This window comes from Citricoccus alkalitolerans, assembly GCF_039528175.1.
GTDB lineage: Bacteria > Actinomycetota > Actinomycetes > Actinomycetales > Micrococcaceae > Citricoccus > Citricoccus alkalitolerans.
Genome location: NZ_BAAALH010000002.1, coordinates 1,515,632 through 1,529,043 on the forward strand (window position 1 = coordinate 1,515,632; position 13,412 = coordinate 1,529,043).

14 protein-coding genes are annotated in these 13,412 nt (G+C 67.3%); 4 read left to right on the forward strand and 10 right to left on the reverse strand.

From position 1 onward, the window contains the following. The first annotated feature begins 1 nt into the window (after nt 1). The 4 genes from ABD134_RS12810 to ABD134_RS12825 are packed head-to-tail and all read left to right on the forward strand — an operon-like array spanning nt 2 to nt 3,775. Nucleotides 2-1,366: an FAD-dependent oxidoreductase gene (locus tag ABD134_RS12810; RefSeq protein ID WP_344230008.1), complete on the forward strand. Its 1,365-nt coding sequence runs from the start codon at nt 2-4 to the stop codon at nt 1,364-1,366. Next, nucleotides 1,363-2,112 carry a TSUP family transporter gene (locus ABD134_RS12815; protein WP_344230010.1) on the forward strand — a complete coding sequence of 250 codons (750 nt, stop codon included), beginning with the start codon at nt 1,363-1,365 and terminating at the stop codon, nt 2,110-2,112. Before ABD134_RS12810 ends, ABD134_RS12815 begins: the two co-directional genes overlap by 4 nt. A 59-nt stretch (nt 2,113-2,171) precedes the next feature. Then, entirely contained in the window at nt 2,172-3,530 is a 1,359-nt protein-coding gene (glmM, locus tag ABD134_RS12820) for a phosphoglucosamine mutase (protein WP_344230012.1), read from the forward strand. 2 nt (nt 3,531-3,532) lie between these two features. Next, nucleotides 3,533-3,775: a hypothetical protein gene (locus ABD134_RS12825; RefSeq protein ID WP_344230014.1), complete on the forward strand. Its 243-nt coding sequence runs from the start codon at nt 3,533-3,535 to the stop codon at nt 3,773-3,775. 120 nt (nt 3,776-3,895) lie between these two features. Here ABD134_RS12825 and mscL read toward each other — a convergent pair whose 3' ends face one another. From mscL to ABD134_RS12875, 10 genes are all read right to left on the reverse strand, one after another. Then, nucleotides 3,896-4,321, reverse strand: a complete 426-nt coding sequence (gene mscL, locus ABD134_RS12830) for a large conductance mechanosensitive channel protein MscL (protein WP_344230016.1) — start codon at nt 4,319-4,321, stop codon at nt 3,896-3,898. Between the two features lie 101 nt (nt 4,322-4,422). After that, the gene (locus ABD134_RS12835; protein WP_344230018.1) at nt 4,423-4,974 is read right to left on the reverse strand and encodes an AMIN-like domain-containing (lipo)protein; all 552 of its coding nucleotides are present in this window, start codon (nt 4,972-4,974) and stop codon (nt 4,423-4,425) included. A gap of 153 nt (nt 4,975-5,127) precedes the next feature. Next, on the reverse strand, nt 5,128-5,985 hold the full coding sequence (locus ABD134_RS12840) for a M15 family metallopeptidase (protein WP_344230020.1): 858 nt from the start codon (nt 5,983-5,985) through the stop codon (nt 5,128-5,130). A 2-nt stretch (nt 5,986-5,987) separates the two neighbouring features. Beyond that, a complete protein-coding gene (coaA, locus tag ABD134_RS12845) occupies nt 5,988-6,905 on the reverse strand; it encodes a type I pantothenate kinase (RefSeq protein WP_344230901.1) in 918 nt (305 codons plus the stop codon). A gap of 226 nt (nt 6,906-7,131) precedes the next feature. Beyond that, nucleotides 7,132-8,553, reverse strand: coding sequence for an aspartate ammonia-lyase (locus ABD134_RS12850; RefSeq protein ID WP_344230022.1), 1,422 nt, complete (start codon nt 8,551-8,553; stop codon nt 7,132-7,134). A 2-nt stretch (nt 8,554-8,555) separates the two neighbouring features. Further along, nucleotides 8,556-9,722, reverse strand: a complete 1,167-nt coding sequence (locus ABD134_RS12855) for a M20 family metallopeptidase (RefSeq protein WP_378108178.1) — start codon at nt 9,720-9,722, stop codon at nt 8,556-8,558. Continuing rightward, the gene (locus tag ABD134_RS12860; protein ID WP_344230024.1) at nt 9,709-10,380 is read right to left on the reverse strand and encodes a DUF1028 domain-containing protein; all 672 of its coding nucleotides are present in this window, start codon (nt 10,378-10,380) and stop codon (nt 9,709-9,711) included. Before ABD134_RS12860 ends, ABD134_RS12855 begins: the two co-directional genes overlap by 14 nt. Further along, the gene (locus tag ABD134_RS12865; protein ID WP_344230027.1) at nt 10,377-10,799 is read right to left on the reverse strand and encodes a RidA family protein; all 423 of its coding nucleotides are present in this window, start codon (nt 10,797-10,799) and stop codon (nt 10,377-10,379) included. Before ABD134_RS12865 ends, ABD134_RS12860 begins: the two co-directional genes overlap by 4 nt. Before the next feature lie 51 nt (nt 10,800-10,850). Further along, nucleotides 10,851-12,158 carry a flavin-containing monooxygenase gene (locus tag ABD134_RS12870; protein ID WP_344230029.1) on the reverse strand — a complete coding sequence of 436 codons (1,308 nt, stop codon included), beginning with the start codon at nt 12,156-12,158 and terminating at the stop codon, nt 10,851-10,853. Between the two features lie 180 nt (nt 12,159-12,338). Continuing rightward, nucleotides 12,339-13,241, reverse strand: coding sequence for a LysR family transcriptional regulator (locus tag ABD134_RS12875; RefSeq protein WP_344230031.1), 903 nt, complete (start codon nt 13,239-13,241; stop codon nt 12,339-12,341). Between the last annotated feature and the right edge of the window lie 171 nt (nt 13,242-13,412).

Sequence of the window (13,412 nt, forward strand, 5' to 3'; positions counted from 1 at the left end):
GATGGCACACACGGAGGTTCTCATCGTCGGCGCCGGTCCGGTCGGCCTGTTCCTGGCCGGACTCCTCGCGACGCGGGGTGTGAACGTGGCCGTGCTGGAGCGCCGTGAGCACCCGCGGGAGCACTCGCGTGCCATCGGCCTGCACCCGCCGGCCCTGGACGCGCTCGCCGTCTTGCATCTGGACCGGGCCGCAGTGGCCGAGGGCCTGGCGGTGCGCCGCGGGTTCGGTGAGGGGGATGGCCGCCTGCTCGGCGAGATGACCTTCGAGCATGTCCATCCGCGGCACCCGTTCGTCCTGACACTGCCGCAGTCACGGACCGAGCACCTGCTCGCCGAGCACCTGGAGCGGCTGGCCCCCGGCGCGCTGCATCGTGGGGTGGAGGTGGTGGGCCTGGACCAGCCCGCCGACGACGACGGTGGCCCGGTCCGAGTGTCCGTCCGGCCGGTGGGGGAGAGTCGCGCTGACGCAGTCGCAGTGGCGGAGGCTGGCCCTGAAGCCTGGACGGCCGACGTGATCGTGGCCGCGGACGGCGCCCACAGCACGGTGCGCCGCCTGGCGGGTATCGGCACGGACCGTAAGGACTGGGGAGACAGTTACCTGATGGGTGACTTCACCGACCGAGAGGACCCTACCGGACAAGGGATCGATCCGACCGCCGTCATCCAGCTGCACCGGGACGGCGTGGTCGAGTCCTTCCCGCTGCCCGGCGGTCAGCGGCGCTGGGTGGTGCACACCGGCCGGCAGCAACGGCCGGTGCGCGCCGAGGACCTGGTCGCGCTACTCCGCGAACGCCATGGCGCGCAGAGGACTGCGAATACCTCAGCCCTACCGGAACTGCCAGATCCCGAGAGTGCCACCATGGTCCGGTCCTTCTCCGTGTACCGGCAACTGGCCCGCCGCATGGTAGCCGGACGCACGGTGCTGATCGGTGACGCGGCTCATGCCATCAGCCCGATCGGCGGCCAGGGGATGACCCTGGGCTGGCTGGACGCACTGGCGCTCTCACCTTTACTGGCTGACACCCCCTCACGGCGCGGGCCAAGGGACACCCCACCACTTTGCGGGCGGAAACAAGTACTTTTTTCTGCCCGCAAAGTCGGAGGGGCCGGGGAAGCGGAAGCGGACCGTGGGGCGCTGACGTCGGGACCGTTAGAGGACCGTCCGGAGTTCGCCGCCTGGGAACGAAGCCGACAACGCGCCGCTCTCCGGGCCGCCCGCCAGGCGGAGGCCAACATGCTGCTGGGGCGCCCCCTGGCCTCGATCATCTGCCGCGGCCGGGACGGCCTGGCCCGGAGCGTCATGGCGACACCTCTGAGGCACCGGCTGGCGCGGCTGTACACCATGGGCTGGGCGGGGCAGCCATGACCGTCGGCGTCGTCATCGCCGCCGTTGCCGCCATCCTGGTCGGCTCGGCCCTGCAGAGGCTCTCCGGCACCGGGGTGGGACTGGTGGTGGCCCCCGTGCTAGCCCTGCTGATGGGGCCAGCGCTCGGGGTATTCGTGACGAACTCGACCACGGTGGTCTCCGGCTTCCTCATCATGCTCGCCGTGATCCGAGACGTGGACTGGAAGCGCTATCTGATCTTCCTGCCCATGGCACTGCTAGGGGCAGTCCCGGCGGCCTTCATGGTGCGGGAACTCGATGCCGGGTGGCTGAACATCGTCATCGGCGCGGTGGTGCTGGTGGCCCTGGCGCTGACCTTCGGCACCCCCTCCGTGCCACGGATCCGATCCCCTTTCCTGACGGCCGCCGCCGGGGCGGTCGGAGGCTTCCTGAACACCAGTGCTGGTGTGGCCGCGCCGGCCATGGTGATGTACTCGAGGTTCGCCCGCTGGGATCAGCGCTCTTTCGCGGCCACCATGCAGCCCACGTTCATGACCATGGGCCTCTTCTCGGTGGGGATGAAATTGGCGGTCGGAGCCACGACGTTCGACCAGCTTCCGCCGTGGTGGCTGTTCCCGATCATCGTGGTCACCGTGGTGGTCGGCATCCGGTTGGGCGGGTGGCTGGCCGGGAAGGTCTCGTTGCGGACCGCGCGGACGGTGGCGATCACGCTGGCCGGGCTGGGCGGGGCCGTGGCGCTCGTCAGGGGCTTGCTGGCGTTGGTCTGAAGGACCCGAGCCACGCCGTGACGAGGATTATCCAGTCAGGGGGCATAGAATCCACGGTGATGAGCAGATTATTCGGAACTGACGGCGTCCGTGGCCTGGCCAATGGGATCCTGACCGTCGAATTGTCGATCCAACTGGCCCAGTCCGCCGCCGTGGTGCTGGGGCACCAGGAGACCCACGGGCGCCGCCCGGTCGCCGTGGTGGCCCGAGATCCCCGCATCAGCGGTGAGTTCATCATCTCCGCGGTCTCGGCCGGCCTGGCCAGCGCGGGCGTGGACGTCTACGACGCCGGCGTGCTCCCCACCCCGGCCGCAGCCTTCCTCGTGGACGACCTGGACGCGGACTTCGGCGTGATGATCTCCGCGTCCCACAACCCGGCCCCGGACAACGGCATCAAGTTCCTGGCGCGCGGTGGCGAGAAGCTCACCGACGAGCAGGAGGACGCCATCCAGCGGCAGATGGACGAGGAGCCACACCGGCCGACCGGCGGCGACGTCGGGCGGATCCAGCGCTTCGCGGACGCCGAGGACCGCTACGTCCTGCACCTGCTCAAGACCCTGCCGCACCGCCTCGACGGACTGAAGGTCGTGCTCGACTGCGCCCACGGTGCCGCCGCCGGGTGCTCGCCGGAGGTCTTCAAGGCCGCCGGCGCCGACGTCGTGGTGATCGGTGCGGACCCGGACGGCATCAATATCAACGACGGCTATGGCTCCACCCACCTGGAGAAGCTCCAGGCCAAGGTGGTGGAGACCGGCGCGGACTTCGGCATCGCCCATGACGGCGACGCCGACCGGTGCCTGGCCGTGGACGCCACCGGCACGGTGGTGGACGGGGACCAGATCATGGGGATCCTCGCGGTGGCCCTCAAGGAGGGCGGCCGCCTCAAGGAGGACACCCTCGTGGTGACCGTGATGAGCAACCTCGGGCTGAAGCTGGCCATGCAGCGCGAGGGCGTCCGCCTGGTGGAGACGAAGGTGGGGGACCGCTACGTGCTGGCCGGCATGAAGCACGGCAGCTACTCCCTGGGCGGCGAGCAGTCCGGCCACGTGATCTTCTCCGACTACGCCACCACCGGTGACGGCGTGCTGACCGGCCTGCAGCTGGGTGCCCGCATGGCGGAGAGCGGCAAGACCCTGGCCGAGCTGGCCGGGGTGATGGAACGCCTCCCGCAGGTGCTCATCAACGTCAAGGACGTGGACCGGGGGCGCGCGGCGGAGGATGCCGAGGTCCAGGCCGCCGTGGCAGACGCCGAGGCCCGCCTGGGCGAGACCGGCCGGGTGCTGCTGCGCCCCTCCGGGACCGAGCCCGTGGTCCGCGTGATGGTGGAGGCCTCCGACGAGGAGCAGGCTCGCCGCGAGGCCGAGGACTTGGCCACGGTGGTCGAGCGCGAGCTCGCGCTCTCCGCCGACGCGGTCTGAGTGTGACCGAGGAACGCCCGCCTGGGGAGGATCCTGCTGAGCCAGATCCGGCCGAGATCGATCCGGCGGCGATTGACCCGGCAGAGACGGACCCCGCCCGGGAGGTGTCGCCGATCGGCAAGTGGATGGTCTTCCTGGTGTGTGCGGTCGCCACCGCGGTGCTCGTGGCGCTGGTCTGTTTCGCCATCAGCCTGCCGGCCTGTGAGGATCCGCCGAACTCCTGGACCCCATGCATCGGACCGTGAACTGAGTCAGGCGCGCAGTCGACTGCGAGGTCAGGGATGGAGCACGAGCAAGGGCGCGATTCCCGGCTGGGATCGCGCCCTTGGTTGCCCGCGGTGGGCGGTAGCGGTCGTCCAGTGTGGTCAGTTCCCCGTCCGCGGAGGCACGGAGCCATCGCCGCGGTTCGCGGCCAGCAGGTCGCGGATCTCGGTGAGGAGGACGACGTCGTCGGAGATCTCCACGGCATCCGGGTCGATGCCGAGCTTGCGATTGCGCATCTCGATCATCTTGTTCATGGGCATCACGACGACGAAGTAGATGGCCGCGGCGATGAGCAGGAAGTTGACGACGGCGGTCAGCAGCACCCCGAACCGGATGTCATTGCCGTTGAGGGTGACCACGGCGAACGAGTCGAAGTTCGGCGCCTTGGTCAGGCCGGAGATGAATGGCATCAACACAGAATCGACCATGGCGGTGATGACGGCGCCGAAGGCGGAACCGATGACGACGGCAACCGCCAAGTCGATGACGTTGCCCTTCATGATGAAGTCTTTGAATCCCTGGAGCATGGCCTCAACGTAGACCGATCGGGCCCCGGCGGCCATCACATCCGGGGTGACACGCCGGGGACACTGGCCCTCCCATCACAGAGACGTGCAGGTCAGGGGCATCACCACCGGTGTGCCACGTCGACGACGAGTCGCGATCCGGAGCCCGGACCGTCGAGAATCATCACCCGGTACGGCAACTGGGCGCGGTTGCCGATGCCGAAGACGGTGTGGCCCTCGAAGCTGCCGCCGTAGGCCACCTGCCGGAAGGTGGAGTACCCGGCCACGTTGGCCACGTTGTCCCAATTGGACGGATTGTAGGTGGGCCGGCCAGCGGAGTTGTAGGCGTTGGCGTAGACGGTGATGCTCAGGTCCCGTCCGACCATCGGAATGTGGGTGCCGGTGCCGACCTCCTGGATGGATCCGTAGCGCGTCGCATAGCCCTTGACCTTGTAGTTCAGGTCCACGACCAACCGGTCGTAGCAGTCGTGCCGCCCGGTGCGGACCCCGGTGACCTGGGCGCTGGACATGGTGGAGACGGACTTGGCGGTGGAACCCCACGTGATGCCGCAGTACGGGGCCGCCGCGGCCGGTGGTGGGGCGGCCGCACTCATGCCCGTGGCGAGTCCCACGGCGAGAACGAAGGTCACGAGGGTTGCAAGTGGTTTCTTCATGGCCGTGCCTTCTTCCCGGGGCACCGCAGCTGCAGCGCCAAGTGAAAGAATTGTGCGCCGGGCGCCGGGAGAGGGACAGTCTGGCCGGGCGTCCAGGGCGTTTCGATTCAGTGCCCAAATTCACCGGCTCGCCGCCCCTTGGCTACGGTTCGGTCAAGGGGCGGAATCGGATCCGTAGTACGGGGCCGGGGCGAAGCCCCAGGCCGTCTCCAGCACCCCGCCGGATTGCACGACGCCGGCCGCGGACTCGGTGCCCACGTACCGCAGGTGCCACGGCTCGGGGGAGTAGCCGGTCACGTCCTCTGAGCCGTCCGGGTAGCGGATGACCCACCCGTGCTCGGCCGCGTGCTCCGCCACCCAGGCGCCTTCCGGGGTGTCTCCAAAGCACTGCTCGAGCGTGCAGGCTCCGTCCGCGGAACCGACGTCCATGGCCAGGCCGGTCTGGTGTTCTGAGAAGCCGGGGCGTGCGGAGATCCGGTCTGCCTCGACCTGGCCGTACCGTTCCACCCAGCCCCCGTAGGTGCCCTGTTGGTAGCCGTAGGAGCGGTAGGCGCTGACCAGGGTCAGGTCCACGCCGTCGGCAGCAGCGGCGGCGAACAGGTCTTCGGCAGCAACTGCCGCCTCGTCCCGGAGCTCCATGCCCGCCTTCGACGCCGGCACGTCCGGTCCACGCAGGTCCTGCGGGGCGTAGTCGGCCGGGTCCAGGGGATTGAGTTTGTTGACCACGACGTGCAGGGAGTCGGGGGACCCGTGGTCCATCGTCGACTCGTCGGGCACGGGGCTGGCCGTGGTCGTCTCCGGCGAGGCGGACGGCGTGACGGAGCTGGATGTGGCATGGGCGGACATGACGGGCGGCGAGACGGACACCGTGGGGGGAGCTGTGGCCCTTTCCGGCGTGGAGACTGTGGGACTGTTCGTGGCGGATCCGACCGGCGGCTCGGACGTGCTCGAGCACGCGGTCAGCAACAGGGCCAGGACGCTGAGCGTCAGAAGTGGGCGGACGGCGCGCATGGTCAGACCTTCCGGAGGAGTACGCGGGTGACGGTGTGGCCCACGTCCTTGGTCATCACGAGCTTGGCGCGGCCACGGGTGGGGAGCACGTTCTGGGTGAGGTTCGGCCCGTTGATGCGGTCCCAGATGTCCGAGGAGGTGGCGATCGCCTCGGCGTCGGACAGGGTGGAGTAGCGGTGGAAGTAGCTCTTCGGGTCAGCGAAGGCCCCGGAACGCAGGCGCATGAACCGTTCGGTGTACCACTGCCGGATGGCCGTGGTCTTGGCGTCCACGTAGATGGAGTAGTCGAAGAAGTCGGAGACGCTCAGGCCCGCGGTACCGTCGGAGCGCACACGGGGCGGAGCGAGGACGTTGAGCCCCTCGATGATGAGTACGTCCGGGCGGTGCACCACCACTTCCTCGTGCGGAAGGATGTCATAGGTGAGGTGCGAGTACATGGGGGCCCGTACCTCTGGGGCACCCGACTTGATGTCGGCCACGAAGCGCATCAGCCGGCGTCGGTCATAGGACTCCGGGAATCCCTTGCGCTGCATGAGGCCACGGCGTTCCAGCTCGGCATTCGGGTAGAGGAAGCCGTCCGTGGTCAACAGCTCCACGCGGGGGGTATTGGGCCAGCGGCGCAGCATTTCCTGGAGCACGCGGGCCGTGGTGGATTTCCCGACGGCGACCGAACCGGCCACGCCGATCACGAAGGGCGTGCGCCGAGTGGACTCACCGAGGAACTCGTTGGAGGCCCTCCGGAGATGGGCGGCCGCATCCACCTGAATGCTCAAGAGCCGGGAGAGCGGCAGGTAGACCTCGGCGACCTCACGCAGGGAAAGGTGCTCTCCGATGCCCCGCAGCCGGTCGATGTCCGACTGGTCGAAGGGCTGTTCCATCTCCTTCGCCAGCCGAGCCCACGTGTCCCTCTCCAGCTCAATGAAGGGGGAATAGTGATTTTCGGAGTCGGCGGGCTCCGGTGGGGAGCCTGCCCAGGTGGCGGGCCCGGCCGGAGTGACAGGCGTGGCCTGCGGGATTCCGGAGCCGGTGGCGTCGGGTGGATTCACCCACCCATTATCCATCCTGAGCGGGGCGGGCCGTGTCCTGGGTCATGGCGCGCACCGGCCGAGGCCTTGACGAGCGCCCGGACAGGACCGAACTGGAGCACTATCGGTCATTGGCCAACAGTGCCAAGTCGACGGCACGGTCCAATTCCTCTCGGCTGAGGAGGCCGCTCTCTAAGGCCACGTCGAGGATGCTCCGGTGCTCCAGCAGGGCGGCTTGTGCCAATTCAGCTGCTTTCCCGTACCCCAGATGAGGCGCCAGACCGGTCACGATGCTGACGGACTCGTGCATGCGTGCGGCTAAAGCGGGCCTGTTCGGTTCGATTCCCTCGACGCACCGAAGCCGCAATTGAAGGCAGGCGCTGGTCAGGAGCCCCACGCATTCGAACAACTCGTGGACCATGATCGGTTCGAAGGCATTGAGCTGCAGTTGACCCGCCTCCACGGCCATCGTCACCGCAGCGTCGGCACCCACCACGCGGAAGGCGACCTGGTTGACCACCTCGGGAATCACCGGATTGACTTTTCCCGGCATGATCGAGGACCCGGCCTGCACGGCTGGCAGGCTGATCTCACCGAAGCCGCCCTGAGGCCCGGAGGACAGCAGCCGAAGGTCGTTGCAGATCTTGGAGAGTTTGACCGCCGCGCGCTTGAGCATCCCGGAAATCAGGATAAAGACGCCGGCGTCGGACGTGGCTTCCATCAGATTCTCTGCGGAGACCAGAGGAAGTCCACTGATCCGGCACAGCTCACTGACCACCAGCTGGCGGTAGTCAGGTGAGGCGGTGATGCCCGTGCCGATGGCGGTTGCCCCGAGGTTGGTCTCGAGCAGGTACTCCCGGAACTCCCCGAGCCGGGCGTGATCTTCCCGCAAGGTGGCCCCAAAAGCCCGGAATTCCTGGCCGAGGGTCATGGGCACGGCATCCTGCAGCTGGGTGCGTCCGACCTTGTAGATTCCCTGGAACTCACCGGCTTTGCGGTCGAACGCCTCACTGAGAAGTCGATGCTCGGCGAGAAGCCCCTGGATCTCTACCGCCAACGCCATCTTCGCGGCCGTCGGATACACATCGTTGGTCGACTGGCTGCGGTTGACGTGGTCGATGGGATGGAGCACCGCGTAGTCGCCCTTGGTGCGGCCGAGAATTTCCAAAGCCCTGTTGGCAATGACCTCGTTCGCATTCATGTTCGTGCTGGTGCCGGCGCCGCCCTGAATGAGGTCAACGACGAACTGGTCATCGTGCAGACCCTCCATCACCTCTCCAGCAGCCGCACGAATTGCCTGTGCCACAGAGGCGGGGAGCAGGTCCAGCTCCTCATTCGCGGTGGCTGCGGCGTGCTTGATCGTTCCCAACGCCCAGACCATCGAGCGCAGTGTGCCGACGCTTCGTCCGGTCATGGGGAAGTTCTCCGCGGCTCGCAGGGTGGAAATCCCCCAGTAGGCGTCCTGGGGCACCTCCCGGACGCCCAGGCTGTCGCTTTCGGTCCGGGTATTCTGCCCAGAGTCGTTCTGCATCTGCTGCTCCATGCTCAGGACCGTCCCGACTCGGCGATGTAGTCGATCGCGGTGAGGGCCAAGGCGATCGCTCCGTCGGTGATGGCCCGGTTGGCGGCTTCGCCCACGCAATGGGCCGCGAACTCTGGCTGATGGTTTGAGGCCGGAAAACATCCCAGGCCGATGTAGGGGTGGATGGCCGGCACCACCTGGGACACGTTGCCCATGTCCGTGGAAGCGCGGTTCATGGTCGCCTGCTCCGGCGGGGCGTCGAAGGTCCGGCCGAGGGCACGAGCGTGTTTCACGTACAGCTCGAGCGCGCGCTCGTCAGTGCGGAACTCCGAATATGGTTCGGATTCCGGCGAGATCCTCAGCTCGGCGCCCGTGGCCAGGGCGCCGGCCTCAAAGCAGCGCTCCACTCGCTCCTGCAAGTCCTGCAGGTCGTCCAGGGTCTCTGCGCGGACATACCAGCGGCCCTCGGTGGTCTCGGGGATCGCATTGGGCGCCTCTCCACCGCGCGTCTGTAGCCCGTGCACCCGGGTTCCGGCCGGCAATTGCTGCCGGAGCAGACCGATCGAGACCTGCGCGACCACGAAGGCGTCGTTGGCGTTGACACCCCGGTGTGGGTAGGCCGCCGCATGGGCAGACTTCCCGTGATAACTGACGTGGGAATGCGACACCGCGTAAGGGCGGGCCTCGGCCGAGTCGACGGGGCTGGGGTGGGCCATCATGGCCAGATCCAGACCGGCGAAGGCTCCCTTCTTGAGCAGCTCGATCTTGCCGCCGCCGCCCTCTTCGGCTGGAGTGCCATAGACCTCGACGGTCAGGTCGCGTTCCGTAGCCACCTCGGCCAGCGCGATGGCCGCGCCGACCGAGGTCGCGGTGATGATGTTGTGTCCGCAGGCGTGCCCCAGACCGGGCAGTGCGTCATATTCGGCCATCAGGCCGATACGATGGCGCCCCGTCCCGACCACTGCGCGGATCGCGGTCGGGAAACCGAGGTATTGACGCGTGACCTCGAAGCCGTGTGCGGCCAGGACGTCCGCGGTCCACTCGGCCGCCTGATGCTCCTGCCACCCGAGTTCAGGGTTGGCGTGCAGTCGTTCGGACAGGGCGATCAGCTGCGGCGCTACCTCATGGACCCGGTCATGGACACGGGAGTCCGCAGGCTCGCTGGACTCGGCAGTGTCAGCGGTCGTCACCGGGCACCCCGTATCCAATGGAAGCTGCCGGGTCCAGGCCGCGGACCACATAGTCCTCGCGTTGCGGCAGCCAGATCTGGAGCAGTCGACCGAGTTCGCCGATCGGATCCTCGTGCCAGTCCACCCGCAGGTCGGTGTCCCGCCAGCCGTGGCCAGAGACCACAGAGAGGCCGGCCGAACGGACGGGACCCTCTTCGCCGCCGGCTTCCGCTCCTGCCGCGAGCCCGGCCATCAATCGCGTCTCCAACTCCCCGCTGGTGCGCGCGAACGCGTCGCAGGCGGCGTGTGGGATGTTCTCGTTCGCCAGCATGTTGCCTGCACTGACACAGCCGGCCCCAGATGCATCGGCATGGGTGCCCAGGGTGTGTGCGCCGCTGTGCACGGCGGACCGGCCAGCGGTATCCAGCACCACGAGCTGGCGGTACTCCCGCGTGGATTCGCCGGCCACCAGCGCGTCCAGTGCCGCCTGGGCCGCTTGACCCTGCTCGAGCAGGGTGAGCAAGGCGTCACCGAGTCGGGGATCGGTGATGTTCTGCGAGCTCACGGCGCCTACCCCGTCTCGCAGGTGGACGCACCGTGCTGCCACGGCGGGGGAGGACGATGAGACGGCCATCCCGAACCGGCCGGACCCGTCGGTGCCGGCGATGGAGAAGGTCACTTGGAGTCCTCCTCGGACAGGACGGCGGTGGCGTCGATCTCCACGAGCCACTCAGGCCGTGCCAGCGCCTGAACCACGATCCCGGTAGACACGGGGAAGACGTTTTTGAGGTAGGTGCCCATGGTTCGGTAGACGGTCTCGCGGTAGCGGATATCCGTGAGGTACACGGTCACTTTGACGATGTCCTCCATCTCGCCGCCCGCCTCCTCCAGGAGCATCTTGATGTTGTCCATGGCCTTGACCGTCTGGGCTTCTACATCGCCGATCCCCACCGACTCGCGGGTGTCCAGGTCTTGCCCGATCTGTCCCCGCAGGTAGACCACGCCACCGGCCACCACGGCCTGGCAGAGGTCATTGTCGAGGTTTTGTTCTGGGTAGGTGTCCTTGGTGTTGAACGGACGGATGCGCGTGTACTTCATGGGTGTGCTCTCCTGGTGGACTCAAGCGGTGGTGGGGTGCAGACGGTAGGGTCAGGCGCCGACGCCGGCCGAGACCGGCCGCGCGCCAGATTCGTCCGCAGCGGATGGTAGAGACGGTCGGTAAGCGTCGTAATCGCGCTGGATGGCGATGTGGTCGGCGAGGTACTTGGCGTCGTGCCAGACGCCCCAGATAAAGCTGGAGCCGCGGCGGGACTGCCAGGGCAGCCCCAGGAAGTACACCCCGGGCTCTGCCGAGACGCCGCGCTGATGCACGGGCTTACCGTGCTGATCGAAGGCGTCCGCGTGCAGCCAGCCGTAGTCCACGGAGAACCCCGTGGCCCAGACGATCGAGGTGACGCCAGCGGCTTCGAGGTCCAGTTCTCGCAGGGGATGCTCGACGCAGTCAGGGCTGGACCCGAGGTGGCGAGCCTCTGGCTCCTCGGGGAGGTCGAGGCCGTTTCGTTCGACGTACTCGTCGGCCTCGTCGAGCAGGGCCAGGTAGTTCGCGTCCCCACGGGCGATGTTCTCCGCGAGGTCTGCACCGAAGTGCATCACGCCGTCCTGGAACGAATTGGCTCGGCCCACGAGGGTGATGCCGCTGTGGGCCAGGTCGCGGAAGTCCACCGTGTGCCCGCCGTTGGCGCCGCTGACGGCGATCGTGACGTGTTCAGCACCCTGCGGAGGGGCCGAGGCCTCCCACTTGTTCAGTACGCCCAGCCACCACACGAAGTCGCGGCCGCGGTAACTCCGCGGGGGCCGGTCATGGGGCCCCACGGCCAGATAGGTCTGCCGTCCGGAGGCCCGGAGCTCGGCCGCGATCTGCACTCCGGAGGAACCGGCACCCACCACCAGCACGCCCCCCTCTGGCAGTTGCTCGGCGTTGCGATAGGAACTGGAATGGATCTGCGTCAGTCCGGAGTCGTGCGGTACCACCTCGGGGACGACGGGTTTCTGGAAGGGGCCGGTGGCTGCCACCACGTAGCGGGCCTGCATGGTGCCCTCTGAGGTCTCGACCGTGAATCCGGGCCGGCCCTGGTTCTTGCGGACGGACGTGACCTCCACGCCGGTGCGGATCGGTGCGTCGAAGCGCTCGGCATAGGACGCCATGTAGTCGGCCACCTGATCCTTGGTGGCGAAACCGTCCGGTCCGACGTCCGCGAACTCCATGCCCGGGAAACGATCGTGCCAGGCCGGTCCGTTGGCCACGAGGGAGTCCCACCGCTCCGTTCGCCACCGTTCGGCGATGCGGTGGCGTTCCAGGACGAGGTGGCGGACACCCTGGCGGTTGAGGTGTTCGCTCATGGCCACGCCGGCCTGGCCCGCCCCCACGATGAGTACCTCGGTGTCTTGGATCGACATGCATACCTCCGGTTGACGCGGCCCACCGAGTGATGGGGCTCACGATTTGGTTTGGTGACTGGTAATCAGTCTCCGAAGGCAGTGGATCGATATCAAATACCCGAATGTGAGGCCGTCCATCGAAAAACCAGATGCGAAACGGTGGGCGATATCAGGGTGAGGTATGCACCGGAGAAGGACTCAGGTGAAGATCGTGCGACATTCCTCGACAAAAACCTGCCCTTTGCGGGACAGGGGTTCACCGGCCCGGTGCGCCACGCCGATCTGGAGATACGAGCGCACCCCGTCAATGGGCAATCGGATGATACGGCCACCGTCGTTGGTGAGGTCGTGGGCCGGTCGCTGGTTCAGAATGGTGTAGCCGTGGCCCCGGGCCACCATGGAACGCACCACCTCGAAGCTCTCGAACCTGGCGTGGACGTGAGGCTGGAGGTGCGCGTCCTGGAAGATGGACAGGAAGTAATTGGTGCTCTTGCCCATGTTCAGCAGGATGAGGGGTTCGCTGGCAAGCTCCTGAAGAGAAACCGAGGTCCGGCTGGCCAGGTGGCTGTCCTCCGCCACCGCCGCGTAGACGGGCGCCTCGCTGAGCCGTTCGAAGTCGATGCTCCGGCCGTAGTCGAAGCTGTAGGTCAGTGCCACCTCCAGCTCTCGGCGGAGGAGGAGTTGCTCCACCTGATCGCCGGTGACCTCCCGAAGGCGGACGTCCAGCTCCGGGTGGGCTGAGGTCAAAGTCTCGTAGACCGTCGGCAACCAGAACGGGGCCAGGGTGGTGAAGCAGCCGGCGGCCAGTGGGCCCGTCAGTCGCTCGGGGCTCAGGGAGTGAATCGCATCGTCAACAGACCGGAGGATCGTCTGGGCGGCTGCGTAGAAGGTCTTCCCCTGTTCTGTCATCACGACCCCGCGGGAGCGCTGGCGCAGGAGGAGGCGGTGACCGACGGTGGCTTCCAGTTGGGCGATGGCGGTGGAGACTGCTGATTGGGCGATGAAGAGTTCTCCCGCCGTCTCCGTCATCGAGCCGAGCTCCGCGGTCCGGACGAAGTACCTGATCTGGCTGAGCGTGATGTTCCGTTGCTGTCTGGTCATGCGCCGGGATACCTCCGCAGTCAGTGCGCCAGTCACGGGATCACCGCCCGGCGGAGGGGCGGTAGGTCCGCTCGCATCTAATTTGAAGATGCTATGAGTCAATTCTACCTATTTTACAGATATGTCGTAGTTCACAACAATGATCGAAACGGTCGCGTCCATGTGGGAGCC

Bases quoted from the DNA above. Each gene is read 5' to 3' on its own strand.
- glmM (WP_344230012.1), top strand. From the start codon at position 2,172: ATGAGCAGATTATTCGGAACTGACGGCGTCCGTGGCCTGGCCAATGGG.
- ABD134_RS12810 (WP_344230008.1), top strand. From the start codon at position 2: ATGGCACACACGGAGGTTCTCATCGTCGGCGCCGGTCCGGTCGGCCTG.
- ABD134_RS12840 (WP_344230020.1), bottom strand. From the start codon at position 5,985: ATGCGCGCCGTCCGCCCACTTCTGACGCTCAGCGTCCTGGCCCTGTTG.
- ABD134_RS12850 (WP_344230022.1), bottom strand. From the start codon at position 8,553: ATGGAGCAGCAGATGCAGAACGACTCTGGGCAGAATACCCGGACCGAA.
- ABD134_RS12870 (WP_344230029.1), bottom strand. From the start codon at position 12,158: ATGTCGATCCAAGACACCGAGGTACTCATCGTGGGGGCGGGCCAGGCC.
- ABD134_RS12865 (WP_344230027.1), bottom strand. From the start codon at position 10,799: ATGAAGTACACGCGCATCCGTCCGTTCAACACCAAGGACACCTACCCA.
- mscL (WP_344230016.1), bottom strand. From the start codon at position 4,321: ATGCTCCAGGGATTCAAAGACTTCATCATGAAGGGCAACGTCATCGAC.
- ABD134_RS12875 (WP_344230031.1), bottom strand. From the start codon at position 13,241: ATGACCAGACAGCAACGGAACATCACGCTCAGCCAGATCAGGTACTTC.
- ABD134_RS12815 (WP_344230010.1), top strand. From the start codon at position 1,363: ATGACCGTCGGCGTCGTCATCGCCGCCGTTGCCGCCATCCTGGTCGGC.
- ABD134_RS12835 (WP_344230018.1), bottom strand. From the start codon at position 4,974: ATGAAGAAACCACTTGCAACCCTCGTGACCTTCGTTCTCGCCGTGGGA.